The sequence below is a fragment of the Streptomyces ficellus genome (assembly GCF_009739905.1).
Taxonomy (GTDB): domain Bacteria; phylum Actinomycetota; class Actinomycetes; order Streptomycetales; family Streptomycetaceae; genus Streptomyces; species Streptomyces ficellus_A.
The window spans coordinates 850,221-876,403 of the sequence record NZ_CP034279.1 but is presented as its reverse complement, the minus strand read 5'-3'; the positions used below and the strand labels follow the sequence as shown (position 1 = coordinate 876,403).

Genomic DNA, 26,183 nt, shown 5'->3' with positions numbered 1-26,183 from the left:
AGCCTGGAGACATGACGCGAGCCCACCGCCCCAGGATCCGCCGCATCTACGAACCGGCCGGGCCCGACGACGGCGTGCGGGTCCTCGTGGACCGGCTGTGGCCCCGCGGCCTGGCCAAGGCGGACGCCCAGGTGGACGAATGGCCCAAGTCCCTCACCCCGTCCACCGAACTCAGGCGCTGGTACCACGCCGCGGAGGGCGACGCGTACGACGAGTTCCGCCGCCGCTACGAGGACGAACTCACCCGCCCGGAGCCGGCCGAGGCCCTCGACCGGCTGCGCGCCCTCGCCCGCGAGGGCCCGCTCACCCTGCTCACCGCGTCCACGGACCCCGAGCACAGCCACGCCGCCGTGCTCGTGGACCTGCTCACCGGGTGACCGGCCCCGGGCCGAAGATCACCACGCGGTAGGCTCGTCCCGCAACACGACGCGAAGGGGAGCTTGTGGCGCGGGTTGCGGTCATCGGTGGGGGAATCAGCGGCTTGGGCGCGGCGCTCATGCTCGGCCGGCGGGGCCATACGGTCACGTTGTTCGAGCAGGACGCGCGGCGGGCGGGGGAGGACCTCGACCGGGACTTCTTCGGCTGGCGCCGGCCCCGCACACCCCAGGCCGTCCAGCCCCACTCGTTCCTCGCGCCCGTACGCGACGTGCTGCGCGCCGAGGTGCCCGACGTCCACGCGGACCTGCTGGCACGGGGAGCCCGCGAGTACCACGACTTCGACTGGTTCGGGGAGCATCCGCCGTACCGGCCCGGCGACGAGGACCTGGTCACCCTGCGTACCCGCCGCATCGTGCTGGAGGCCGCCCTGACCGCGGCCGTGCGACGTGAACGCACCGTCGAGGTGCGGCAGGGCAGCCGCGTGACCGCCCTCGCCTTCACCGCCGGCCGTCCCGCACGCGTCACCGGGGTACGGGCCGGTACGGACACGCACCGGGCTGACCTCGTCGTCGACGCGTCCGGCCGCCGCTCACCGGTTCCCGGCTGGCTGGTCCGGGCCGGCTGCCGCCCGCCGGTGGTCGACAGCCACCGCGCCGGGATCGCCTACCTGTGCCGCTGGTACCGCCTGCGCCCGGGTGGTCCGCGGGACGCCGGGCGGGTGAAGACGGGCTCGTCCGCGCCGTTCGCACTGGCCGGCGTCTTCCCCTCCGACAACGACACCTTCGCGCTGAACATCGTGCTCTCCACGGCGGACCCGACCCGTGCGGCGCTCACCGACCCGGCCGTGTTCGAAGCCGCGGCCCGCCTCTTCCCCGCCTGCGCCGCCTGGCTCGCCCTGGACCCCGAACCGCGGTCGGCCGTCCTGGCGATGGCCGGTCTCGACAACCGCTGGACCGCCCTGGCCGACGGAGACGGTCCGGTCGTCACCGGTCTGGTCAACGCCGGTGACAGCCTCGTCCACACCAACCCCACCCTGGGCCACGGGGTGGCCCTCGGCCTGCTCGCCGCCCGGCACCTCGCCGCCCACGCCGACCGGATCGCCGAGGACCCCGCCCGCTACCACACCTGGGCGGGGAGGGCCCTGCGCCCGTGGTTCGACGCACAGGTGGCGGCCGACCGCGCCGGCGAACGACGTCTCGCCGAGGGCTCGCCGTCCTCGGACCGGCGGGCCGCCGCGGTGGGCGCCTGCGCCTTCGACGACCCCGTCGTCATGAGAGCCCGGGCCCAGGTCCGCCATCTCCTGCGACCGGCACACGAGGCCTACGGCGCAGCGGAAGTGGACCGCCACGTCACCGCCTGGCTGGCCGCCCGGCCGGACTTCACGCCCGCGCACGACGGCCCCGACCGGGCACGGTGGGACGCGCTGATCCCGGGCTGAGCGTCTCCGGTGTCACGGTGGGGGCGCCGGAGCCGGCTTTTTCCGGCCAGGCCGTAACCCGCGTGCATGGGCGGTCGTTTCCGGGGCACCAGAACGTCGACCCGAGCTCGGCCGGCCAACCCCCCGACCGCCGCCGAGCACACCGGCCCCGCCTCCCCTCCCCCCCCCCGGGAGGCGGGGCCGGTCCCCTTCGGGCGGAACCCGGCGCCGCTACGGCGTGGTCGAGGCGGTGCGGGGCTCCGGGACGCGGGGCGCGGGCACCGGCGCCGGGTGCCCGGCCGTCAGCACCAGCACCCCGCGCGCCGCCACCGCGCCGGACACCGCCGCGACCAGCCAGCCGACCGGGCCCGCCCGGAACGTCTCGCCCAGCAGCGCGACGCCGATGACGGCGGCCGCGGCCGGGTTCGCGAGGTTCACCACCGCGAGCGGGGCCGCCAGCCCGCCCCGGAACGCCGCCTGCGACAGCAGCATCCCGCCCGTCGCGAACACCGACACCAGCACCGCCAGGAGCGTCGTCTGCCACCACGTCATCGGGCCGCCGGGCAACTCCCGCGCCAGGGACGCGGTGACCGTCTGCGTGAGCGCCGAGGCGACGCCCGAGGCGATCCCGGCGGCCGTCGCCAGCCGCAGCCCGCGGCCCCCGCGGCGTACCAGCGCGGCGATCCCCGCCGCCGTCACCGCGGCCACCGCCAGCGCCTCCGGCAGCGACAGGGCGTCGCCCGGAGTGGCCGGGCCCACCACCGCGACCAGCCCGACCAGACCGGCCAGCGTCCACAGCGCCCCGCGCCACTCCACCCGGCTCACCCGCCGCCGTTCGTAGTACGCCCCGATCGGCAGCGCGGCGACCAGGGTGAGAGCGCCGAGCGGCTGGACGAGCGTGAGGGGGCCGTAGTGCAGGGCCGCGACATGGGTGAGCGCACCCGCCGCGTTCAGCCCGACCGCCCACCACCACAACGGCCGGGCGAACAACGCCGTGGCGCGCCCGGTGCCCGTGGCGCCCTCAGCACGTCCGGCGCTTCCGGCTCCGGCGGCCAGCCGCGCCTGGGCGACGGCCGCGAGGGCGTATCCGGCCGCCGAGGCCAGCGACAGCAGCACGGCGAACAGCGTGGCTCTCATCGGGGCACCGCTTCCAGCCGTACCGGGGCCGCTGGACGCCGCCGCGCTCCGGGCGGCCGGAGGACGGCGAGGGCGGCGCCGAGCAGCGCGGTGGCCACCAGGGCGTCCAGCCAGTAGTGGTTGGCCGTGCCGACCACCACCAGCAGTGTCAGGAACGGGTGCAGCAGCCACAGCGCCCGCCACCGGCCGCGCGTGGCGGCGATCAGCCCGACCGCGACCATCAGCGCCCAGCCGAAGTGCAGTGACGGCATCGCCGCGAACTGGTTCGCCATGCCGTCCGTCGCGGGGGTGGCGCCGTACACGGACGGTCCGTAGACCCGTGCGGTGTCGACGAGCCCCGCCTCGGCCAGCATCCGCGGCGGCGCGAGCGGCATCAGCAGGTGGAGGGCGAGCGCGGCGGCGGTCAGCAGCGCCAGGACGCGGCGGGCCCACACGTAGTGGCCCGGCTGGCGCCAGTAGAGCCAGGCCAGGAAGGCGACCGTGGCCGGGAAGTGCACCCAGGCGTAGTAGGCGTTCGCGGTGTGGACGACCGTCCCGCCGTCCAGGAGCAGGGCCTGCACCCGGCCCTCACCCGGCAGGTGCACGGCCCGCTCCAGGTCCCACACGCGGTCCGCGTTGCCGAAGGCCCGGGCCTCGTGCCCGTTCGCGAACAGCCGGCCGAGCTTGTAGACGAGGAACAGCGCCGTCACCAGCGCCAGTTCGCGTACCAGGGGCGGCCGCGGCGTATCGGTCGTCTCCGGCTCGGCAGGGCGTATCCCGGCGGTCCCGGTAGCCATCTCCGGCCTCATTCACAGATCAAAACGGAAGCAAACGAGTGAAAGCGTAGATCCGATTTTATCGAGACGCAAGCGTATCGATACGTTTGCGTCTCGATTGAGCGCGCCCTACTCTCGTACGTGCACGCCCCGACCGCCCACGCCCCCGTGGAGGAACCCGATGTCCACGCAGGCCGCCACGGCCGACAGGACCGCCGCGCGCCGCAGCAGGATCAGCCCGGAGCGAGAACTGGAGCTGTACGGGGCGGTGCTCGACCTGCTGCGGGAGGGCGGCTACGACGCCGTGACCATGGAGGGCGTCGCCGCGCGCACCAAGTGCGGAAAGGCCACCCTCTACCGCCAGTGGAAGACCAAGTCCCAGCTCGTCACGGCCGCCCTCGACAAGAGCCGGTGCCCTCTGTTCACCGGCATCGACACCGGGTCCCTGGCGGGCGACCTGCGCGCCGCCGCGGTCGCGGCCGGGGGCCGCCGGGGCCGCGACACCGAGCTGATGGAAGCCGTCGGCCAGGCCTACCTCCGCCACCCCGACCTGCGCAGGGCGCTGCGCGAGACCGTCATCACCCCCGAGGTCGCCGCGCTCGACGCGATGCTCGCGCGCGGTGTCGAGCGCGGCGAGATCGCCGCCGACAACCCGGCCATCGCCTTCGTGGCCCCCGGCTTCCTCGGCGTCCTGCGCGTCGAGGGGCTCTTCGAGGACCGGTTCGGCGACGAGGACGCCCTGCCGGCGTACGTCGAAGCGGTGATCCTCCCGGCCCTCGGCATCGCCCCCTCCGGCCCCTGACGGAGGCCTCCGCCCCTGACGGATCCCCGGACAGCGCCCCGCCCCCGCTCAGCCGCGCAGTCTCGGCGCCTCAGCCGCGGGGTCGACCACTCCGTCCAGCCGTCCCGCCAGCTCCCGCGCCCACGCCACCAGACCGCTCCCGTCGAGCCCGTACGGAGGCGTACCGAACGCATCGATCCGGTCCGCGCCCCGCAGCAACAGCCGGGCGCCGCCCGCCGTGTTGCCCCGGGCGGCGTGGGTGAGACCGACCGCCAGCTGCGCCAGCCCGCGCCACAGCTCGCGCTCCTCCGCGGGGCCGGACTTCCAGGCGTCCTCGAAGACCTCATGGGCGTGGAAGGGCATCCCGCCGTCCAGCAGCCGCTGTGCCTCCCGCACGGTCTCCTCGGGGGAGCGCACCACCCCCTCGGGCTGCCGCTCCACCCCCTCCGCGCCGTACGGCAGGGGCCGCCCCAGCCCGTCCCGGGGGCGTGCGCTGCGCGCCCGCCCCTCCTCGTCCCGGTCCCTTCGCGTCCTGTTCACCCCACCAGTGTCGCCCGTACGGCGGGTACCGTCCCCACCATGTCCGCCGGCCGGGGCACGGGGCTACGCTCGGGTGGCCACGATGTGTGGGGACTCGTCGGGTACTCGTGGGGGAGGGAAGGCGATGCTGCCGTCCCGGCCGGAACACCGGTTTGCCGTGAGGCTGTTGGAGCGCGAGCCCGAGCTCGCCGCGGCCGCTCGCGCCGTGGAGTCGCTGTGCGGCCCGGTCGCCTCCGGCGGCCTGCTGATCTACCGCGGCGAGGCCGGCATCGGCAAGACCGCCCTGCTCGCCGCCGTCCGCCGGCTCGGCCGGGACCGGTGCACCGTCCGCGGCGCACGCGGCGGGGAGACGGTCACCTCCGTGCCCTTCCACGTCGTGCGGCAGCTGATGCGCCCGGCCCTCGCCGCACTCGGCGACGACCAGGCGGGGCGCCTGTTCGGCGACTGGTACGACATCGCCGCCCCCGCCCTCGGCCTCGCCGCACCCACCCGGCCGGCCCCCGACCCCCAGGGCGTCCGCGACGGCCTGGACCGGTTCGCCGCGCGGCTCGCCGAACGCCACCGGGCACGCCCCCTCGTCCTGCTCGTCGACGACGCGCACTGGGCGGACACCGAATCGCTGACCTGGCTCGCCTCCCTGGCCGTCAGCCTGCCGAGCCTGCCGCTGCTCGTCGTCCTCACCCACCGCTCCGACCCGCCGCCCGGGCCCGCGGGCACCCTGCTCGGCCGGCTCGCCGACGCCGCCCGGCTGCGCGTCACCCTGCGCCCCTTCAGCCCCGGCGCCACCGCCGCACTGACGCGCGCCACCCTCGGCGACCGGGCGGACGACCCGTTCTGCCGGGAGGTGTGGGCGGTGACCGGCGGCAACCCGTACGAAACGGTGGAGCTGCTCGCCAAGGTCCAGGACCGGATGCTCGACCCCGTCGAGCGGTCGGTGGGCCGGCTGCGCGACCTCGGCGCCTCCGCCCGGGGCAGCGGACTCGTCACCCGGCTGGAGCGGCTCGGCACCGGCCCCACCCGGCTCGCCCGGGCCGCCGCCGTGCTCGGCACGGACATCTCGCGGGGCCTCGCCGCCTCCCTGGCCGGAATGACACCGGCCGAGGCCGCCGGCTGCACCGAACGGCTCCAGGAGGCCCGCATCGTCACCGGCTCCGACCCGCTGGAGTTCGTCCACCCGCTCATCGCCTCCGCCATATACCGCTCCATCCCGCCCGCCACCCGGACCGCCCTGCACGGCCGGGCCGCCTGGGCCGTCGCCCACGCCGGACTCGGCGCCGCGGCCGCCTCCCGCCACCTGCTGGAGATCCACCCGGACGACGACGAGTACGTCGTCGCCCAACTGCGCGCGGCCGCCCGCGAACACCTCGCCGTCGGCGCCCCCGAGGCCGCCCGCCGCTGCCTGGAGCGAGCCCTCCAGGAACCCCCGCCACCCCACAGTTACGCCCAGGTCCTCTACGAACTCGGCTGTGCCTCCCTCCTCACCTCGCCCGCCGCCACCGTGCGCCACCTCCGCTCCGCCCTCGCCCTGCCCGGCCTCGACGGCGAGCTGCGCACCGATGCCACCTGCCGCCTCGCCCAGGCGCTCGCCCACGACGACCAGCTGGGCGAGGCCGCCCACGCCGTCGCCGCGGAAGCCGCCCGCACCTCCGACTCCACCGCCCGCACCCGGCTCCGGGCGGCCCACTTCATGTACGAGGCGTTCCGGGCCACCGAGGACGACGGCCCCGCCCGCTCCCGGCGCCTCGCCGAACTCGCCGACCACCTGCCCGGCGCCGACAACGCCGAGCGCGCCCTCCTCTCCCTGCGGGCCTTCGACGCCATGCTGCGCGGTGAGGACGCCGAACACGTCGTCGACCTGTGCGACCGCGCCCTCGTCGACGGCCGCCCGGCCCGCGGCATGAGCTGGACCGACACCGCTTGGGGCTTCGAGACGCCCGCCGTCGTCGGCGTCGCCTACGCCTTCACCGACCGGCCCGACCGCGCCCTGGCCCTCTTCGAGGAGGCCGTCCGCGCCTACGAGATCTCCGGCTGGAGCGGCACCCACCTCGCCTTCGCCCACACCCTCCTCGGCCTGGCCCACCGCCGGCGCGGCGCGCTCGTCCTGGCCGAGAGCTTCCTGCGCGAAGGGCTCCGCCTCGGCAGCGGGCCGCCCGTCCAGTGGGACGCCGCCTGCCTGCTCATCGACACGCTCCTGGCCCGCGGCCGCGTCGCCGAGGCCCGCGCCGTCGCCGACCGCCACCGCTTCGGCCCGCCCTGGCCGAACGCCATGGTCATGCCGGACGGCCCCTGCGTCCACGGCCGCCTGCTCCTCGCCGAAGGCCGTACGAGGGAAGCCGTCACCGAACTGGAAGCAGCCGGCCGCGCCTTCGAGGCCCGCGCCCGGCACAACGGCGTCTGGGCGCCCTGGGCCTGCGACCTCGCCCGCGCCCTCAGCCCCGAGGACCCCCACCGCGCCGCCCGGCTCGCCGGACGCGCCCGCGTCCAGGCCGAACGCTTCGGCACCCACACCGCCATCGGGGAAGCCCTCCGCTGCGCCGCCCTCTTCGCCCGACCCGACGAAGCGGTCGCCCTCCTCGCCCAGGCCGTCCGCCACCTGGAGGCGTCGCCGTCCGCGTACGAGCACGCCCGGGCGCGCCACGAGTACGGCCTCGCCCTCGGCTCACCGTCGGAACTGGCCCGCGCCGCCGCCCTCGCCACCACCTGCGGCGCCGACGCCCTGGCCGCCCGCGCCCGCTCCGACCACGCCCGCCCGCCCCGCGACACGGACCCCGCCCCGGAGTGAGGTAATCTTCTCTTGCGCGCCCACCACGGCGATGACCGCGGGACGCGCGCACCGGGACGTGGCGCAGCTTGGTAGCGCACTTGACTGGGGGTCAAGGGGTCGCAGGTTCAAATCCTGTCGTCCCGACTCGTGAGAGTCGCAGCGCAAGGGCCGTTTCAGAGAGATCTGGAACGGCCCTTCGCCGTTCCCGGAACCGCCGCCCGGACCGTTCCCGGGGCTCGGGCCCCGTGCTCGCGGCGGGCTCGCGGCGGGCTGTTCCCCGGCCGGGTAGAGGCTGGAATTCCGCTTGCGGCGGGCTGAAAAGCCGCTCGGCTGGGCTCCGGCAATCCGGAATGTTAAATTCTTAACGAGGTCGACTTTCCGGACAATCTTGTTGCAAATATTGCTCGACAAGCGTTACGGGGCTATGGCACTCTTCAAGTGAGCCGAGGTCTCGGGGGACACCTGAACGGCACACGGGGGGACACAATCTCTTCTGCATGCCCGCGCATGATCGACGCGGGTATCACACGTATGGGCTTTCGCGACTTCTGCGCGCGTCGCGCTTTCGCGTGCCCACAATCAACGGGGTTAGATTTCAGTGATAGCGGAAGAAATCTATGATCTGGTGCTGGATGACTTGTTCATCCGGGCTGATCATCTGGCACCGGGAAGTTTCGTCTATCTCAAACTAGAGGGCCTCAATCCGGCCGGATCGGTCAAGCTCAAGACCGCCGTCGCGCTGGTGAACCAGGCCGAGGAAACGGGTCGCGCGTTCCCGCGCACCCGGCTGATCGAATCGACGTCGGGGAACCTCGGGGTGGCCCTCGCCATGGTCTGCGCGGCCAAGGGATACCACCTCACCTGCGTGACCGACCCGACCGCCAACGCCCAGTCGGTGCGCCTGATGAAGGCGCTGGGGGCCGAGGTCGTCGTCATTGACCGGCGGGACCGCAACGGCGGCTTCCTGCAGTCCCGCATCGACTACATCGGCGAGCGCCTGCTGCGCGAGCCGGACACCTACTGGCTCAACCAGTACGCCAACCCGGCCGGCCCCCGGGCCCACCGGGAGCGCACCGGCCGTTCGATCTCCGAGACGATCGGCCACGTCGACCACGTCTTCATCGGGGCCGGCACGACCGGCACCCTGATGGGCTGTGCGGAGTTCTTCCGGCAGCACAGCCCGCACACCCGGATCATCGCGGTGGACTCGGTCGGCTCGGTGACCTTCGGCGGCCCTCCCGGCCGCCGGCACATCCCGGGCCTGGGCACCAGCCGGCGCCCCGAGATCGTGGACGAGGACCTCGTCGACGAGGTCGTCCTGGTCCCCGAGGCACGCGCCGTGGAGATGTGCAGAATGCTCGCCGAAGAGCGCGGGCTGCTGCTCGGCGGATCCTCCGGCACGGTTCTCGCCGCGGTCGCCGAAAAAGCCAAGGAAATTCCCGCGGGAAGCGTGGTGGTGGCCCTCTCCCCGGATTTCGGCGAGCGCTATCTGGAAACCGTCTACAACGACGACTGGGTGGCCGAGCGCTGGCCCGGAACCACGTCCGACGACATCGCAGAAAATTCTCGGGCCCGGGTCCGGGTCTGAGGAGAGGAAAAGAACGTGTTCGACTTCGATGTGGTGGCGGGCGAAACCGTTCGCGACGTGCTCGACGGCAAACGTGCCGAAGTACTCGGTATCGTCAGCGACGCCTATCGCAGCCATGAAGCAGGGGAAACCGTCAATCCGGACAGCTACTTCCTGCGATTCCCCGACAAGCCCGACTCCCGGATCATCGCACTGCCCGCCTATCTCGGCGCCGGCGTCCAGCTCGCCGGGATCAAGTGGATCGCCAGCTTCCCCAGGAACACCCTGGCCGGAAAGCCCCGCGCCTCCGCCGTACTCATCCTCAACGACTACGAGACCGGCTACCCGGTCGCCTGTCTGGAAGCCGCCAACATCAGCGCGGCCCGCACCGCCGCGTCGGCCGCCGTCGCGGCCACCGCACTGCGTCCGGACGGCTACACCGGGACCCGTGTCGCGATCGTCGGCGGCGGCGTCATCGCCCGCAACATCTGCGACTACCTCCACGCGGCGGGCGTCGCCCCGGACGCGTACGTCGTGCACGACCTCCACCGGGAGTCGGGCGAGGCACTGGTCGCGCACCTGCGCTCCACACAGCGCCGTGCCGCCGCGTTCACCGACGACCTCGGCACCGCGCTGGAGGCCGAGACCGTCGTGTTCGCCACGACCGCGCTGGAACCGTACGTCACCACACCCTTCAAGCCCGGCCAGGTCGTGCTGAACGTGTCGCTGCGGGACCTGGCGCCCGAGGTGGTGCTGGCGGCGCAGAACGTCCTCGACGACGTCGACCACTGCCTGAAGGCCAACACCTCGCCCCACCTCGCCGAACAGCTCACCGGCTCCCGGGACTTCGTGACCGGCACGCTCGCCGGGGTGCTGGGCGGCGACGTGCCGGTGACCGCCGACCGTCCGGTGATCTTCTCGCCGTTCGGCCTCGGCGTCCTCGACCTGGCCGTCGGCGCCTACGTACTGGAACAGGCGCGCGCGGCCGGCTCGGCCATCGCGGTCCCCAACTTCTTCGGGGAGACACGACGATGGTGACCACATCCCTCACCGAGCCGGCCGGGCCTACCGCCCCGCCCACCGGCCACCCCGGCGGCGACCACCTCACCCTCGCGGTCGTCGGCGCCGGATCACGCGGCCTGGGCGTCATCGAGCGCCTGGTCAGCCACTGCCTGGCGGACCCGTTCCCGGTCACCGTGCACCTGGTGGACACCCGGCCGCTGGGCCCCGGATTCCACACCGACGACCAGCCCGACCACCTGCTGCTGAACACCGTCTGCGCGCAGATCACCGCCTTCGCCGACGACGAGATGGTCGACGGACCCACGCGCGTGCCGGGTCCGTCGCTCTACGAGTGGTGCCGGGAAAGGCAGTTGCGCCTGCTGCCGGACGGCTGCACCGTACGGGAGGCGGCACATGAGGACGCTGCGGACGGCCGGGAGATCCGGCCCAACGACTTCCTGCCCCGCCGGCTGCTGAGCGACTACCTGCTCTGGGCCGCGCGGCGCATCGTCGCCGCTGCACCGCCCTGCCTCACCCTGGTACGGCACGCCACCACCGCCCTCGAGGTGCGGCCATCGGCCGGCGGCGGGGAGACCGTCCTCCTCGACGACGGCGGCGCCATCGACGCCGACGCGGTCTTCGTCACCGTCGGGCACCACTCGCTCTACCTGCCGGCCCCACCGCCGGCCGAGCCACGGCTGATCACCCGCCCGTACCCGCTGCCCACGGCCCTGGACGGGATCGCACCCGGCGACCGCGTCGCGGTCCTCGGCATGGGGCTGACCGCCATGGACGTCATCGCGTCCCTGACCCTGGGCCGCGGCGGCCGGCACGAGAAGACCGACGAGGGCCGCACGCGCTACGTCCCCAGCGGCGACGAACCGCTGATCGTGCTCGCCAACCGCTCCGGCCTGCCGTCCCGCAGCCGCCCCCACCTCCACCCGGGGCGGACCCGGTTCGCCCCCCTCGCCCTGACACCGGAACGTGTCCGGGAACTGCGCGCACGGCGGCCGGACGGCCGGATCTCCTTCGCCGAGGACGTGCTGCCGCTGGTCGAGGCCGAGATGGAACTGGCCTATTACCGGACCCTGCTGGGCCGCGCGAGCGGTGACGTCCAGGGCGTGGGCGACGCGTTCGCCCGGCGCGCCGCCGAGTCCGGCTGTGAAGGGCTGCTGACCGAACTGCGCGCCGCCCATGGACCGTTCCCGCTGCGGGGCGTCCTCACCGAACGGCTCGCCGACCGGCAGTGGCCCGGACAGGACGACTACACCGAGTGGTTCACCGCCCGGATCGCCGACGACCTCGCCGAGGCCCGGGCGGGGCTGGGCGTGAGCCCGGTCAAGGAAGCCCTGGAGGTGCTGCGCGACCACCGCGACGCGCTCCGGTCGGTGATCGACGCCCCCGGAGTCGACGACCCGTCGCTGGAGTACTTCTTCGGCACCTTCACCCCCACCGTCAACCGTCTGGTGATCGGCCCGCAGCTGGACCGGTCGGCTGAACTGCTGGCGCTGCTGGACGCCGGGGTGCTGCGGATCGGCCCCGGCCCCCGGCCCCGGCTCGTCGCCCCCTCCGGGCAGGGGCCGTGGCGGCTCGAATCCACCTGTCTGGCCCGGCCGGAGAGCGTCGAGGCCGACCACGTCGTCCTGGCCCATCTCGCCGAACCGGCCGCCGGCGAGCTGCCCGGCTCCCTGCTCGGCCGGCTCGTCTCCGCGGGCCGCGTCACCACCATGGCGGACCGCGGAGGCCGGGTCCCCGGACTGCGCGTCACCCGGGAGGGCCGGGGCATCGGACCGGCCGGCGACGTCCAGCCCCGGCTGTTCTTCCTCGGCCCGCACACCGAGGGCTCCAGCTACTACAACCACTACGTTCCGTCGCCCGGCGCGCCCTCCCGGGCGCTGCGTGACGCCGAACTGGCTCTGCGTACCGCCCTGACCGCCCTGACCGCGAGGACATCATGAGCAACAACCGCGACACCTACACCCCGTGGACCCGGGACTACCGTCCCGAGACCCGTGCCGCCCAGGGCGACGGCTGGCGCTGCCCGACCACCGGAGCCGTACCGCCGCCGATCGGGCTGGGCGCCACCTTCGCCCGCGACGACCAGTACCGCACCCCCGCCGGCCACGCCTATCTGCGCGACCAGGGAACACCCGGCTACGAGCAGGCCGAGGACGTGGTCGCGGGCCTGGAGGGCGGCAGTGAGGCGCTCGTCTTCTCGTCCGGCATGGCCGCCGCCACCGCCGTCTTCCAGGTGCTGCCCGCCGGTTCCCGGGTCGTCGTCCCGCAGACCATGTACTTCGGCCTGACGAAGTGGCTGCTGGAGTTCGGGCCGCAGCGCGGCCTCGAGGTCGTCCGCGTCCCCATGGACGACCTGGACGCGGTGGCCGCGGCGGTGGCGGCGGCGCCGACCGCCCTGCTGTGGGCGGAGTCGCCGGCCAACCCCACCTGGCTGGTGACCGACCTGGCGGCGTGCGCCGAGATCGCGCACCGCGCGGGCGCCCTGTTCGGCGTGGACAACACCGTCCCCACCCCGGTGCACGCCCGCCCCTTCGAGCTGGGCGCCGACCTGATCATGCACTCGGGTACGAAGTACCTGAACGGCCACACCGACGTCGTCGCCGGCTTCCTGGTCGCCGCGCCCGGGCCCGACGAGCACCGTGCGGCCCTGTGGGAGCGGCTGCGGCTGCACCGGCGGCTGACCGGCCCGATCCTGGGCCCCTGGGAGACGTACCTCCTGATGCGCGGCATCCGCACGCTGTACCCCCGGATGCGGCAGATATCGGCCACGGCCATGCAGCTGGCCGAGCACTTCGACGGCCACCCCCTGGTCAGCCGGGTCGCCTACCCCGGCCTGCCCGGCGACCTGGGACACGAGGTCGCCGCCCGGCAGATGACCGGCGGTTTCAGCGGCATGCTCTCCCTGCACGTCGCCGGGGAGTGGCAGCGGTCGCTGCGCGCGGCCCAGTACTGCGAACTGTTCATCCGGGCAACCTCCCTGGGCGGGGTGGAAAGCCTGATCGAACACCGATACACCTTTGAGGGACCGGGCAGCACCTCTCCGATGGACATGCTGCGCCTGTCCATCGGCCTGGAGAGCCCCACCGATCTCGTGGCCGACCTGGAGCAGGCATTGGAACGCGCCGCTAAGGACGAACTTTGAGCTCTGACACCACCAAGGCCGGCAGCGCCGGGGAGGCCGGCACCGCCGCCCACTCCGACGCTGCCGGCGGCGCCGCCACGGCGTCACCCCCGGACGGCCGCCCGCGGCTGTGGCGGGACATGTCGCTGTCCGCGGTCCTCGCCGGGTTCGTGGCCGTGGTCGTCTCGTACTCCGGGCCGCTGGTCATCGTGCTCGCCGCGGCCTCGGCCGGGCACCTGGACACGGCACAGACCGGCTCGTGGGTCTGGGCCATCTCCATAGGCAGCGGCCTGACCTGCATCGGCCTCAGCCTGCGCACCAGGATGCCGGTCATCACGGCATGGTCGACGCCGGGCGCCGCCCTCCTGGTCACCAGCCTGGGCGCCTACTCCTACGCGGAGGCCATCGGAGCGTTCCTCGTCACCGGCGTCGTGATCACCCTGGTCGGGCTGACCGGGGTGTTCGGCCGGCTGATGCGCCAGGTGCCCACGGCCGTGGTCGCGGCCATGCTCGCGGGCATCCTGTTCTCCTTCGGCACCGGGGTGTTCACCTCGCTGAAGACGGCGCCCTGGATCGCCGGGACGGTCCTGGCCGCCTACCTGGTCGGCAAGCGGCTGCTGCCCCGCTACGCGGTGCTGATCGCCCTGGCGGTCGGGGTGGCGTGCAGCGCGGCGACCTCGCGGCTGGACATCCGGCTGGACCACGTCGAGCTGGCCCGCCCGGTGCTGACGACGCCCGACTTCTCCGTCGCCTCCCTCATCGGCATCGCGGTGCCGATGATCCTGGCGACCCTGGCCTCGCAGAACGCCCCGGGCATGGCGGTGCTCACCGCGTCCGGCTACCGGCCCGACGACCGGCTGCTGATCGGTTCGACGGGCCTGGTGTCCACCGCCCTGGCGCCCTTCGGGTCGCACGCCATCAACCTCGCGGCGATCACCGCGGCGATCTGCACCGGCCCGGAATCGCACCGCGACCCCCGGCGCCGCTATGTCGCCGGTGTCGCGTGCGGGGCGTTCTACCTCCTCATCGGGGCCTTCGGCACGACCCTCGTGGTCTTCTTCGCGGGCCTGCCGAAGGAACTGGTCGCCGCCATCGCCGGTGTCGCCCTCTTCGGCGCGCTGGCCGGAGGACTGGCCGGAGCGGTCACCGAGGAGAAGGACCGGGAGGCCGCGCTGATCACCTTCCTGGCCACCGCGTCCGGCATGACCCTCTTCGGCATCGGATCGGCCTTCTGGGGCCTGGTGTTCGGCGTCGTGGCCCATGTCGTACTGACCCGCCGGCGGGCCCGCTCCGCCACCGGCTGACCCCGCGCGCCGGGCCACCCGGCCGCCCCGGTGCCCACCGGGGCGACCGGGTGCGCCCCGCGTGCGGGCCAGGCGGGCTCGCCGGAGCCGGGGGCGGTCAGCCCTCCGTCGACGGGTACGGGGCGCCGACGGGCGCGGGCCGCTGCGAGCCGGTGAAGTACGCCGCGTCCTTCGGCCGCGCGGGGCTGTGGCCGGCCGGGCGCGGGGCCGGTTCCAGGTGCGGGATGTACTTGGAACAGTGGATGTACGCCTCCTCCACCCGCAGGTGCACCCAGAGTTCGGGTGCGCGACCGGGCGCGATGCCGGTGGGCAGGGTGGGGTGCAGGGCCCGCAGCTCGGTGTCGCCGTAGAGCCGGGCCACGCCGTTGACGTGGAGGCCCACGTGGTGGTGGGTGAAGTCCACGAACAGCATGCCGAGGTGCGGGTTCTCCGTCATGTTGCCGGCGCTGGCCAGGACGCCGTTGCCGCGGAACTCGGGGTAGGCGAGCGCCTGGTCGTCCAGGACGTGGACGAAACCGGGCGGGCCGGCGCGGAAGCTGGCGTCGCACTCTCCGCGGGAGTCCGCGGTGGCCAGGAAGACCATGGCCTGGCGGCCTATGAACGCCCGCATCTCCGGTGTCAGGCAGGGACGCACCTGCTGGTCGTAGAACCGGGCGGCGCGCTCGGTGGTGCCCAGCCGCTGCTGCAGCCGGTGTTCGCCCGCTGATCCGAAGGGCGGTGGAGGCAAGGTCACGGGGCGTTCTCCTGATGGGGCGGCCGAGCACACGGCTCAGGGCATGGACAGGACGGGAACGTCGAACGGATCGTGGTGGATGCGTTCGGGCAGGGTGCCGTGGAGGGTGAGTGTCTCCCGGGCGGAGACGATCATCCGGGGCGGGCCACTGAGGTAGACGTCGTGCTCGAACCACGGGCCGTACTCGGCGAGGACCTCCGGCAGGGAGCCCCGCAGGCCGGGCGTGTACTCGTCGGAGACGGCCCCTCTGATGGTCAGCCAGTGGTGGCGCTGGGCCATCCGGAGCATGTCGTCGACCCCGTACAGCTCGGCGCTGGTGCGGGCGCCGAGGAACAGCTCCACCTGGTGGCGCCCGCCGCGGCGGGCGACCTCCTCCACGAGGGCGCGCACCGGAGCGAGCCCGGTGCCTCCCGCCACGCAGAGCAGGTTCTCGAAGACGGCGGTGTCCAGCACCATGTCACCCGTCGCGGGACCCAGGGTGAGACGGTCACCGACCCGGGAGCGGTGCACCAGCGCGGTGCTGACGGAGCCGCCGGCCACCGCGCGCACGTGAAAGGTGAGGGTGCCGTCCTCGCGCGGTGCGTTGGCGGGGGAGTACGAGCGCCACTGCCGGGGCCACCAGGGCGTCTCGACGCTGACGTACTGCCCGGCGGCGTAGGAGTAGGGCGAGTCGGGCCGTACGGTGATCTCGGCGATGCCGTGTCCGCGCGGGACGTGCCGCACCACCGTGGCGGGCCACACCGCCGGCCGCACCGCGGCGTCCTCCTCGGCGGCACGGATCATGAGCCCGGCGACCGCGCCGTACGCCTTCGTCCAGGCCGCGGCGGTCTCCGCCGTCCAGGCGGGCCCGGCGTAGCGCGCCAGGGAGTCGAGGAGGCACGCGCCCACGGCGGGGAAGTGCTCGGCGACGGTGCCGAACTTGCGGTGGTCACGTCCGAGGCGGTCACAGAAGCGCGTCAGGTTCCCGGGGTCGTCGACCAGGTCCACGATGCGCAGCAGCGCGCGCAGCAGGCGCCCGCGCTGGGCGTCCATCGCCGGCGGGAACAGCGAGCGGACCTCGGGGTGACGGGAGAAGAGGATCGCGTAGAAGTAGACCGTCATGTCCGCCGCGACGGGTGCGACCGCGGCGGCGGAGCCCCGTATCAGCTCCGTCTCGCGGGCCGACAAGGGTGCCTCGGCGGCCCGGGGCACGTCGTGGGACGCGGCGGGGGAGGGCGCCGTGTCCCCGGACGGGGTGCGCGCCGGTGCGCCGTTCGCGCGGGTGATCCGGAACCTCACGGGTGCGGCGCTCCTCCATCGGGCCCCGGTCTCCTCAGGGTGCGGCGGGGCGTGGTGTCCGGGGCGTCGAAGGTGACGGTCATGAGTCCTCACGGGCGGCGGAACGCGGAAACGGATCAAGCGGTTCCGGACGCTACAGGACCGTGTGGGTGACTCAGAAGTAGCCAAGGTATTTGGCCGGAAAGGACCGAATCGGAAGCCGTACCGGGCGCTCCAGGACGGGTTCCGGGACGGGTTCCGGCCCCGGTCGCGCCGGACCGGAGCGTGGCGCGCACCGGGCCGGTCGGTCCGGGCGGCGTGGGGCCGACGGAACCAAACGGCGACCGCCCCGGCCGGGGGTGCCGGTCGGGGCGGTCGCAGGGGTGCGGGCGGGAGCGCCGCGGGGGCGTCAGGCCAGGGTGGCGAGCGCCTGGTTGAACGTCGCCGACGGGCGCATGACGGCCGAGGCCTTGGCCGGGTCCGGGTGGTAGTAGCCGCCGATGTCGGCCGGCTTGCCCTGGACCGCGATCAGTTCACCGACGATCGTCTCCTCCTGCTCCGTGAGCGTCTGGGCGAGCTGGGCGAACGCCTTGGCGAGCTCCGCGTCGTCCGTCTGCCGGGCCAGCTCCTGCGCCCAGTACATGGCGAGGTAGAAGTGGCTGCCGCGGTTGTCGATGCCGCCGAGGCGACGGCTCGGCGACTTGTCCTCGTTGAGGAACGTCGCGGTGGCGCGGTCCAGCGTGTCGGCCAGGACCTGGGCGCGGGCGTTGCCCTTGGTCTGCGCGAGGTGCTCGAAGCTGACCGCGAGCGCCAGGAACTCGCCCAGGCTGTCCCAGCGCAGGTAGTCCTCCTTGACCAGCTGCTGGACGTGCTTCGGCGCGGAGCCGCCGGCGCCCGTCTCGAAGAGGCCGCCGCCGTTCATCAGCGGGACGACCGACAGCATCTTGGCGCTGGTGCCCAGCTCCAGGATCGGGAACAGGTCGGTCAGGTAGTCGCGCAGCACGTTGCCGGTGACCGAGATGGTGTTCTCGCCGCGGCGGATCCGCTCGACGGACAGCTTGGTCGCCTCGACCGGGGACATGACGCGGATGTCCAGGCCCTCGGTGTCGTGCTCCGGGAGGTACTGCTCGACCTTCTTGATGAGCACGGCGTCGTGCGCGCGGGTCTCGTCGAGCCAGAAGACCGCCGGGTCCCCGGTCGCGCGGGCGCGGGTGACGGCCAGCTTCACCCAGTCCTTGATCGGGGCGTCCTTGGTCTGGCAGGCGCGGAAGATGTCACCGGCCGACACGGCCTGCTCGATGACGACGTCGCCGGCCTCGTCGACCAGGCGGACGGTGCCCGTGACCGGGATCTCGAAGGTCTTGTCGTGGCTGCCGTACTCCTCGGCCTTCTGCGCCATCAGACCGACGTTGGGAACGGTGCCCATCGTCGAGGGGTCGTAGGCGCCGTTGGCGCGGCAGTCGTCGATGACGACCTGGTAGACGCCGGAGTAGCTGCTGTCCGGCAGCACCGCGAGGGTGTCGGCCTCCTGGCCGTCCGGGCCCCACATGTGGCCGGAGGTGCGGATCATGGCCGGCATCGAGGCGTCGACGATGACGTCGGACGGGACGTGCAGGTTGGTGATGCCCTTGTCGGAGTCCACCATGGCGAGCTCCGGGCCCTCGGCGAGCTCGGCGTCGAAGGACGCCTTGATCTCGGCGCCCTCGGGCAGGCCCTCCAGGCCCTTGAAGATGCCGCCGAGGCCGTCGTTCGGGGTCAGGCCGGCCGCGGCGAGCGCCTCGCCGTACTTCGCGAACGTCTTCGGGAAGAAGGCGCGTACGACGTGGCCGAAGACGATCGGGTCGGAGACCTTCATCATCGTCGCCTTCAGGTGCACGGAGAACAGCACGCCCTCCGCCTTGGCCCGGGCGACCTGCGCGGTCAGGAACTCGCGCAGCGCGGCGACCCGCATCACGGACGCGTCGACGACCTCGCCCGCGAGGACGGGGACCGACTCGCGCAGGACGGTGGTGGAGCCGTCGTCGCCCGCCAGCTCGATGCGGAGCGAGCCGGCCTCGGAGATCACCACGGACTTCTCGGTGGAGCGGAAGTCGTTCTGGCCCATGGTCGCCACGTTGGTCTTCGACTCGCCGGTCCACGCGCCCATGCGGTGCGGGTGGGTCTTGGCGTAGTTCTTGACCGACGCGGGAGCGCGCCGGTCGGAGTTGCCCTCGCGCAGGACCGGGTTCACGGCGCTGCCCTTGACCTTGTCGTAACGGGCGCGGATGTCCCGCTCCTCGTCGGTCTTCGGGTCGTCCGGGTAGTCCGGGAGCGCGTAGCCCTGCTCCTGGAGCTCGGCGACGGCCGCCTTCAGCTGCGGGATCGAGGCCGAGATGTTCGGCAGCTTGATGATGTTCGCATCGGGCGTCTTGGCCAGCTCGCCGAGCTCGGCGAGCGCGTCGTCGATGCGCTGCCCCTCCTGGAGGTACTCCGGGAAGCCCGCGATGATCCGGCCTGCCAGGGAGATGTCCCTGGTCTCCACGCTGACCCCGGCGGTCGAGGCGTACGCCTGGATCACGGGCAGGAACGAGTGCGTGGCCAGGGCCGGGGCCTCGTCAGTGTGTGTGTAGATGATGGTCGAGTCAGTCACCGGGTGCTCCGCTCCACGTCTGCAACATTGCTCGACATCAAGATATCTCGTGATCGAGGTCTGCTCGACAGCGGTCCGGGTCCTTTCCGGCGGGCGGTGGCGGGAGGAAGCCCTCCTCCACGAAAAAGCGAACATAACGCTCGAAAAGGGCGCTATCGACGTCCGGCGGGATCACGGTCGAGCCCCGGAGCGCCTCCCGGGTGGCGGAGGAGTCGAACAGCGGCGAGCCTGCCGGCCGTGCCGTGCCCGTCGGCGGAAGGAGGCCGAGGAGCGGGTACGCCGCGTTCCCCGGCCGCCCCTCGACGTGGCGGTGCCAGACCTCCAGCGGCACGTCGTCCAGCCGGTAGCCCAGCGACCTCAGCGTGGCCGTGATCCCGGTGAACGGCCGCAGCCGCTCGCTGGACAGGTGGAACGTCCCTCCGGCCGCCCCGGGGTCGGCGGCGAGCGCGGTGATCGCCCCGCTGACGTGGTCCACCGGCACCAGGTCGAAGTCCGAGACGTAGTCCGCGGGCGCCAGACCCGCCTGGACACAGCCCTTCACGAGCAGCCACAGGAAGTCGGACCGCTGGCACACCCCCGTGACGCTGGAGCCGCCGATCCTCGTGGGCCGGTACACCGTGACCGGCAGACCCCGCTCCCGGGCCCGGGCGACGAGGGTCTCGGCCACCCACTTCGACTCGGCGTACCCGTTGCGCAGCCGCGTCACGTCGCCCAGCGGCTCGGCGGGCAGGACGCGGCCCGCGGGCGGTCCGGCCCCCGGGAAGACCCCGACGGTCGACACGTGGTGCACCGGCACCGTGCGGTGGGCGGCCGCCAGGCGCAGGACCTCGGCGGTCCCGCCGACGTTGGCCGCCTCCAGCCGCTCGTAGCCGTACGCCAGGTTCACCTCGGCGCCCGCGTGGAACACCGCGTCGACCGTCCGCGCCAGCTCGTCGAACCGGTCCCGGTCCAGCCCCAGCCGGGGCAGCGCCAGATCGCCGGGCACGGCCACGACGCGGTGCGCGAGGGAGTCGTCCCACAGCCGGTACCGCTCCAGCGCGGCGCGGATCCGCTTGCCCGCCACGGCCTCCGCCCCGGCGACCGGCTCCCCGGCGACCGACGTCCCGAGGACCGGCTCCCCGGTGCGGACGAGACAGTGCACGACCGCCTCCGTCCGCACCAGCAGGTCCCGCAGAATGAACGCGCCCAGGAACCCGGTCGCCCCGGTCAGCAGCACCCGGCGCGGCTCCCGGGCCACCCGCACCACCTCCCGCGCGGGCACGACGCCCGCGTCGAGCGTCGCCGGACCAAGGGCCGGCACCGCCCGGCCGCGCGCGGTGGCGAGCGCGGTCAGGGCGCCGAGCGTGGGGGCAGCGACGACGTCGGCGGGCCGGACGTCCAGCCCCAGCTCGGTGCGGAGGCGGACGGACAGCCGCACGGCCAGCAGCGAGTCGCCGCCGAGGGCGAAGAACGACTGGTCCGGGTCGGCCGCGCCGCTCGCACCGGACGTACTCGTCACGCCGGTACGCAGGACCTCGGCCCAGATCGCCGCCAGACCGCCGGCCCGCGCCCCGCCGCCGTGCTCCTCGTGCGGGCCCGGCGACGGACGCGGGGTGGTGCCGGCGCCGTGCAGCCGGTGCACCGCCGCACGGTCCGTCTTGCCGCTCGCGGTGAGCGGGAACTCCGGCACGCGGACGACGGACGCCGGCACGAGGTGGCGCGGGAGCCGCTCCACCAGCGCCGCGCGCACCCGCTCGGGCGCCGGCTCCGCGGCGCCCGCCGCCGAGGTGAAGTACGCCACGAGCCGCTTCTCCGCCGGTCCGGCCGCCGCCCGCTCGCCCCCCGCCGCCGGGGCGCCCTCCCCGTCGGTGGCGACGGCGTGCACGACGGCGTCCGTCACGCCCGGTACGGCCTTCAGCGCGGCCTCGACCTCGCCGGGCTCGACCCGGTAGCCGCGGATCTTGACCTGGTCGTCGTCCCGGCCGAGGAACTCGATGGTGCCGTCGGCCCGGAAGCGCCCCCGGTCCCCTGTGCGGTACAGGAGGCCCCCCGACCCGGCCGGGCGGCCGAAGGGGTCGGGCACGAAACGGCGGACGCCCGTGGGCTCTCCCGAGAGGTAGCCGAGGGCGACGGAGTCACCGGCGACGCAGATCTCCCCGACCGTGCCGACCGGACACGGCCGCAGCCGGTCGTCCAGGACGTACACCCGGCTCCCCGGCACCGGGCGGCCGATCGGCGGCCGGTCCGGCCACCCGGCCGGCGCTCCGGAGAGGCGGTGGGCGGTGACCACATGGGTCTCGGAGGGACCGTACTGGTTCTCCAGGAGCGCCCCCGGACAGGCCGTGGTGAAGAACGCCCGGATCGCCGGGGTGACGTACAGCTGCTCACCGGCCGTGATCACCTCGCGCAGCGACCGGGCGGAGAGGCCCGCGGCCACGGCGTACTCGGCCAGCTGCTGCAGGGCGACGTACGGCAGGAACAGGCGGTCCACCGCCTCCCGCCCGACGAGGTCGAGCAGCCGGTGCGGGTCGCCCCGCGTCCCGTCGTCCGCCAGGACGAGCGTTCCGCCGCACGCCCACGTGCCGAACGTCTCCTGGAACGCCACGTCGAAGCCGAGCGGTGCGAACTGGAGCGTGCGCGAGCCGGGCCCGGCGGCGGAGGCCCGGCACTGCCAGTCCAGGAGCGCCGCCAGCGAGCGGTGGGGGAGGGCCACACCCTTGGGGCGGCCGGTCGAGCCGGAGGTGTACACGATGTACGCCACGTCCTCGGGGGACGTCCCGGGCAGGACGGCGTCCGGCGCGGGCGGGGGCACGTCCTCCAGGAACAGCAGGGGGACGCCGGTGGCGGGCGGTGCGGGAGTCGTACGGGTGGTGAGGACCGCGGCCGCACCGCTGTCGCGCACCATGAAGACGGTGCGTTCGGCCGGGAGGGACGGATCCAGCGGCACACAGGCGCCGCCCGCCCGGAGGACGGCCAGGACGGCGACGAGGGTGTCCACCGACCGCTCGGCGCGGACGCCGATCCGCGCACCGGCCAGTCCCCGGGACACCAGCCACCGGGCCTGGGCGGCGGAGGCGGCCCGCAGTTCGCCGTACGTCAGGGTCCGCCCGGCGTGCGTCACGGCCGGGGCGTCCGGCACCGACCGCGCCGTGCGGGCCACCAGCTCGTGCGCGTGGGGGAGCGGACCGGAGGGCCCTCCCGCCTCCGTGCCGCGACTGAAGTCCTCGGTGACCAGCCGGCGTTCCGGTCCGGGCATGACGGCGAGGTCGTCGACGGCGGCGTCCGGGTTCGCGGTGGCGTCGGCGAGCAGGGTCAGGAAGCGCCCGGTGAGCCGGCGCGCGGTCGACGCGTCGAGGACGCCGGTGGCGTACTCCATCAGGGCCCGGTAACCGCCGTCCCCGCGCGGGACGAGCTCGAGGAACACGTCGAACTTGGCCGTGCCGTTGTGAGCGTGGAGGCGTTCGGCCACCACGCCCGGCAGCCCCAGCCCGGGCGCGCCCGCGTCGTCGACCGTGAACACCACCTGGAACAGCGGGAACCGCCCCGGCACCCGCTCGCCCGCCAGCTCCGCGACCAGCCTGCTGTGCGGGACGTGACGGTGCGCCGCCGCCCCGCGTACGCACCCGGCGCTCTGCTTCACCAGCTCCCTGAACGTCTGCCCCGGGCGCAGGCGCTGACGCAACGGCATGACGTCGCTGAGGCAGCCGATCAGCGGTTCCAGCTCCAGCCGGTCCCGCCGGGTGACCGGCGTGCCCAGCACGATGTCGTCCTGACCGCCGAGCCGGTGCACGAGGACGGTCAGGACCGCGGTGAACAGCACGAACGGTGTCGTACGGAGCGCGCGGCAGGCGGCGCGCACGGCGTCGCCGAGGTCGGCGCCGACGGAGAACTCGATCAGCTCGCCCCGGTGGTCCGGCTCCACCGGACGGGGCCGGTCCAGCGGGAAGGCCGACTCCGCGGGCGCCCCCGCGAGCGTCCGGCGCCAGTAGTCCATGTCCGGGTCGGCCGCGCCCGGCTCTCCGGGCGTTTCCGGCGCGTGCGGCGGCCCGCCCGGCGCGTGTGGGGCGTGCGGTGCTTGTGGTGCCGTGCCCGCCGGCCGTCGCTGGGCGCGGGCGTAGTCGCCGTACGTCGTCTCCAGGGCGGGCAGGTCGGGCGGCCGGTTCTCCACCGCCGCCCCGTACAGCTCGCTGAACTCCTGGTCGAGCAGGCGGAACGACCAGCCGTCGATCGCCGCGTGGTGCAGGGCCACCGCCAGGACCGCGTCCCGCTCGCCGGTGCGGAGCAGCGTCGCCCGCAGCAGCGGTGGCCGGTCCGCGGGCAGGGGCCCGGACACGGCCGCCCGGACCGCCGCGGCCACCCCGCCGGGGCCGACGTCCCGGACGGCCAGCGGAACCGGCGCCGCCGGGAACACGCGCTGCACCGTACGGCCGTCCGCCAGCACCAGGGCGGTGCGCAGCGGTTCGTGGCGTGCGACGACCCCCGTCAGCGCGGCCTCGACGGCCCGGACATCGATGTCGCCGCGCAGGCGGTGGATCCACGACTCGACATAGCGTCCGGCGCCGGACTGGAACTGGTCGTTGAGCCAGATCGACTCCTGCTCGAACGACATCGGATGGACGGCGGAAGCGGCGGCGCCCTCGTCCCCGTACGCGGCGCCCTCGTCCCCGTACGCGGCTCCCTCGGCCCCGTACGCGGTCACGCCCCGGCCTCCGTGCCGTCGCCGGCCGGCCGGAGCGTGCGCAGCAGCGCGGCCCGGTCCAGCTTCCCGTTCGCGGTGAGCGGCAGTTCCGCCAGCTCGCGCACCAGGTCCGGCACGAGATGACGGGGCAGCCGGCCGGCCAGTCCCCGGCGTACGGCGCGGGGAGGCGGCGGATCGCCGGCGGGCGCCCACGTGTAGAACAGCGCCAGGCGCTCGTGCCCCCCACTGGCACCGGGGACGGGGACGACCGCGCAGTCGGCCACGCCCGCCACGGTGCGCACGACGGCCTCCACCTCCTCCGGCTCGACCCGGTGACCGCGCACCTTGACCTGCCGGTCGGCGCGGCCCGTGAAGTGCACGACGCCGTCGGGGTCCTGGAACCCGAGGTCCCCGGTGCGGTACATCCGGGTGGGTACGCCGTCGACGGTGACGGTCGGGAAGGCGCGGGCGGTCAGTTCCGCGTCGCCCAGGTAGCCCAGGGCGATGCCGTCGCCCGAGACGCAGATCTCCGCGGTGGCCCCCGGCGCGGCCGGCCGGCCGCCGGTCAGGAGGTGCACCCGGCGGCCGGGTACCGGCTCCCCGACCGGGATCCCGGACGGGACGTCGCAGTCGGAGCGGCGAACCCGGCGGGCCGTGGCGAACACGCACGTCTCGACCGGCCCGTAACCGTTGGTCAGCCGGACGGACGGGTGGCGGTCGAGGAACGCCCGCACCCGCGGCACGGAGAGCCGTTCCCCGCCCGTCAGGACGTGGCGCAGCCCCTCGAAGCAGCCGGGGTCCTCGTCGACGAACAGGTGGAACAGTGACGCGGTGAGCCAGACCGTGTCCACCCCTTCGCGTTCCACGAGCGTGCGCAGCGTGCCGGGCATCAGGTAGCCGCCGTCGATGAGCACACTGGTCCCGCCGTTGATCAGCGGCCCCCACGCCTCCAGCGTGAAGCCGTCCCAGGAGACCGGGGCGGCCTGGGGCATCACCGGCCGCCCCGGGCCGCCGGCGGTGACGGTGAACGGCTCGAAGCAGCCGCCGAGCAGACTCAGCGTGGCCCGGTGCCCGGACACCACCGCCTTGGGACGGCCGGTGGTGCCGGAGGTGAAGAAGACCGTGGCGGGACAGGACCCGTCCACCGGCGGCCGCGCCGCGCTCCCCTCCGCCCCCCGGCGCGTCGGCGGGGCGGCCGTCGCGTCGCGGGGGAGCAGCCCGTGGGCCGCGGGCGGGCACAGCACGCCGTCCGCCCAGCCGTCCCGCCCCTCCGCCGCCACCGTCACCCGGGGCGCGAGCATGCCCGCCACCGAGCGCAGCCGCTCGGCGGGCCAGTCGGGGTCCAGCGCCGCGTAGGCGGCACCGGTCTTCAGTACGCCGAGGAGGGCCGCCACCAGCGTCGCGGAACGCCGCAGCACGACCGGGACGAACACGCCCGGTCCGGCGCCCCGCTCCAGCAGCGCGGCCGCCCAGGCCTCGGCCGCCGCGTCCAGCTCCGCGTACCCGACGCGGCGGTCACCGTCGACCAGGGCGACCGCGTCCGGCCGGTGCGCGGCGTGGCGCGCGACCGCCTCATGGATCAGGGACGCCCCGGGCTCCGAGGCCGCGCCCGGTTCCGGTTCCGGTTCCGGGGACGTGCCGGGCGGCGTCCCAGGCGATACGGGGGGTGCGCCCGGGGCTACGGTGGCGCTCACCGGTCGCTCCCCGGTGTGGTCGCGGCGGCGGTGGCCGTGGCGACGACCGTCGCGAAGTCGGCGAGGTCCTCGCTGTCCAGCAGGGTCTCCGGGGGGACGTCCACGCCCAGCTCACGGCCGACGCGCAGGCATATGCGTATGGCGTCCAGCGACGTGCCGCCGAGATCGTAGAAACCGTCCGTCAGCCGGTGGGGTCCGGCGCCGGTCACCTCGGCCACGACGGACAGCACGACGTCCGTGACTCGTTCGGTGGGCGAGGCGCTCTCCGTGCTCACGTGGGGGGCTGACACCCTGGATGTCCCCTTCTGCTCTCCCGGGCCCGGTCTCGGGTTGATCCGGCTTGATCTCGGCTTGTTGTCGGCGTGGTCTCGGCTCTGAATTCGCAACCGCCGAACGGGCCTTGTCGGTGGGGTCCGGCGAGTCTGCGCC

At 74.2% G+C, this 26,183-nt stretch carries 18 protein-coding genes and 1 tRNA gene; 10 read left to right on the top strand and 9 right to left on the bottom strand.

Going from position 1 to position 26,183, the window contains the following annotated elements:
• The first annotated feature begins 11 nt into the window (after nucleotides 1-11).
• Both EIZ62_RS03770 and EIZ62_RS03765 read left to right on the top strand, forming a co-directional pair.
• Entirely contained in the window at nucleotides 12-377 is a 366-nt protein-coding gene (locus EIZ62_RS03770; RefSeq protein WP_156691289.1) for a DUF488 domain-containing protein, read from the top strand.
• 65 nt (nucleotides 378-442) lie between these two features.
• Nucleotides 443-1,816, top strand: a complete 1,374-nt coding sequence (locus EIZ62_RS03765; RefSeq protein ID WP_156691288.1) for an FAD-dependent oxidoreductase — start codon at nucleotides 443-445, stop codon at nucleotides 1,814-1,816.
• A 210-nt stretch (nucleotides 1,817-2,026) separates the two neighbouring features.
• Here EIZ62_RS03765 and EIZ62_RS03760 read toward each other — a convergent pair whose 3' ends face one another.
• On the bottom strand, nucleotides 2,027-2,932 hold the full coding sequence (locus tag EIZ62_RS03760; RefSeq protein WP_167536329.1) for a DMT family transporter: 906 nt from the start codon (nucleotides 2,930-2,932) through the stop codon (nucleotides 2,027-2,029).
• Entirely contained in the window at nucleotides 2,929-3,708 is a 780-nt protein-coding gene (locus EIZ62_RS03755) for a phosphatase PAP2 family protein (RefSeq protein WP_156691287.1), read from the bottom strand. The genes EIZ62_RS03760 and EIZ62_RS03755 overlap by 4 nt, the downstream gene beginning before the upstream one ends.
• A gap of 160 nt (nucleotides 3,709-3,868) precedes the next feature.
• Here EIZ62_RS03755 and EIZ62_RS03750 point away from each other — a divergent pair, with 160 nt between their 5' ends.
• Nucleotides 3,869-4,489: a TetR/AcrR family transcriptional regulator gene (locus EIZ62_RS03750; protein ID WP_156691286.1), complete on the top strand. Its 621-nt coding sequence runs from the start codon at nucleotides 3,869-3,871 to the stop codon at nucleotides 4,487-4,489.
• A 48-nt stretch (nucleotides 4,490-4,537) separates the two neighbouring features.
• Here EIZ62_RS03750 and EIZ62_RS03745 read toward each other — a convergent pair whose 3' ends face one another.
• The gene (locus EIZ62_RS03745) at nucleotides 4,538-5,008 is read right to left on the bottom strand and encodes a DUF309 domain-containing protein (RefSeq protein ID WP_156691285.1); all 471 of its coding nucleotides are present in this window, start codon (nucleotides 5,006-5,008) and stop codon (nucleotides 4,538-4,540) included.
• 124 nt (nucleotides 5,009-5,132) lie between these two features.
• Here EIZ62_RS03745 and EIZ62_RS03740 point away from each other — a divergent pair, with 124 nt between their 5' ends.
• The 7 genes from EIZ62_RS03740 to EIZ62_RS03710 all read left to right on the top strand — a co-directional run bounded on the left by EIZ62_RS03740 (nucleotide 5,133) and on the right by EIZ62_RS03710 (nucleotide 14,784).
• Nucleotides 5,133-7,790 (top strand): ATP-binding protein, encoded by a 2,658-nt coding sequence (locus EIZ62_RS03740; protein ID WP_156691284.1) that lies wholly within the window; start codon nucleotides 5,133-5,135, stop codon nucleotides 7,788-7,790.
• Between the two features lie 52 nt (nucleotides 7,791-7,842).
• Nucleotides 7,843-7,916: transfer RNA gene (locus EIZ62_RS03735), tRNA-Pro, on the top strand.
• 454 nt (nucleotides 7,917-8,370) lie between these two features.
• On the top strand, nucleotides 8,371-9,360 hold the full coding sequence (gene sbnA / locus EIZ62_RS32120) for a 2,3-diaminopropionate biosynthesis protein SbnA (protein ID WP_244375431.1): 990 nt from the start codon (nucleotides 8,371-8,373) through the stop codon (nucleotides 9,358-9,360).
• 15 nt (nucleotides 9,361-9,375) lie between these two features.
• Complete coding sequence (gene sbnB, locus EIZ62_RS32115) at nucleotides 9,376-10,377, top strand: 2,3-diaminopropionate biosynthesis protein SbnB (protein WP_156691283.1); 1,002 nt, start codon at nucleotides 9,376-9,378, stop codon at nucleotides 10,375-10,377.
• Nucleotides 10,371-12,299, top strand: coding sequence for an FAD/NAD(P)-binding protein (locus EIZ62_RS32705; RefSeq protein ID WP_156691282.1), 1,929 nt, complete (start codon nucleotides 10,371-10,373; stop codon nucleotides 12,297-12,299). Before sbnB ends, EIZ62_RS32705 begins: the two co-directional genes overlap by 7 nt.
• Nucleotides 12,296-13,501, top strand: a complete 1,206-nt coding sequence (locus EIZ62_RS03715; protein WP_156691281.1) for a trans-sulfuration enzyme family protein — start codon at nucleotides 12,296-12,298, stop codon at nucleotides 13,499-13,501. The genes EIZ62_RS32705 and EIZ62_RS03715 overlap by 4 nt, the downstream gene beginning before the upstream one ends.
• A gap of 107 nt (nucleotides 13,502-13,608) precedes the next feature.
• Nucleotides 13,609-14,784 carry a benzoate/H(+) symporter BenE family transporter gene (locus EIZ62_RS03710; protein WP_156696186.1) on the top strand — a complete coding sequence of 392 codons (1,176 nt, stop codon included), beginning with the start codon at nucleotides 13,609-13,611 and terminating at the stop codon, nucleotides 14,782-14,784.
• Nucleotides 14,785-14,881: 97 nt separating this feature from the next.
• Here the strand turns inward: EIZ62_RS03710 and EIZ62_RS03705 are convergent, their stop codons facing one another.
• The 6 genes from EIZ62_RS03705 to EIZ62_RS31870 form a co-directional block, all read right to left on the bottom strand.
• A complete protein-coding gene (locus EIZ62_RS03705) occupies nucleotides 14,882-15,517 on the bottom strand; it encodes a pyridoxamine 5'-phosphate oxidase family protein (protein ID WP_156691280.1) in 636 nt (211 codons plus the stop codon).
• Between the two features lie 36 nt (nucleotides 15,518-15,553).
• Entirely contained in the window at nucleotides 15,554-16,795 is a 1,242-nt protein-coding gene (locus tag EIZ62_RS03700; RefSeq protein WP_156691279.1) for a globin domain-containing protein, read from the bottom strand.
• 388 nt (nucleotides 16,796-17,183) lie between these two features.
• Nucleotides 17,184-19,403: an NADP-dependent isocitrate dehydrogenase gene (locus tag EIZ62_RS03695; RefSeq protein ID WP_156691278.1), complete on the bottom strand. Its 2,220-nt coding sequence runs from the start codon at nucleotides 19,401-19,403 to the stop codon at nucleotides 17,184-17,186.
• 37 nt (nucleotides 19,404-19,440) lie between these two features.
• On the bottom strand, nucleotides 19,441-24,081 hold the full coding sequence (locus tag EIZ62_RS03690; RefSeq protein ID WP_156691277.1) for a non-ribosomal peptide synthetase: 4,641 nt from the start codon (nucleotides 24,079-24,081) through the stop codon (nucleotides 19,441-19,443).
• Nucleotides 24,078-25,754 (bottom strand): amino acid adenylation domain-containing protein, encoded by a 1,677-nt coding sequence (locus tag EIZ62_RS03685; RefSeq protein WP_156691276.1) that lies wholly within the window; start codon nucleotides 25,752-25,754, stop codon nucleotides 24,078-24,080. Before EIZ62_RS03685 ends, EIZ62_RS03690 begins: the two co-directional genes overlap by 4 nt.
• The gene (locus tag EIZ62_RS31870) at nucleotides 25,751-26,029 is read right to left on the bottom strand and encodes an acyl carrier protein (protein WP_167536328.1); all 279 of its coding nucleotides are present in this window, start codon (nucleotides 26,027-26,029) and stop codon (nucleotides 25,751-25,753) included. Before EIZ62_RS31870 ends, EIZ62_RS03685 begins: the two co-directional genes overlap by 4 nt.
• Nucleotides 26,030-26,183: the final 154 nt, after the last annotated feature.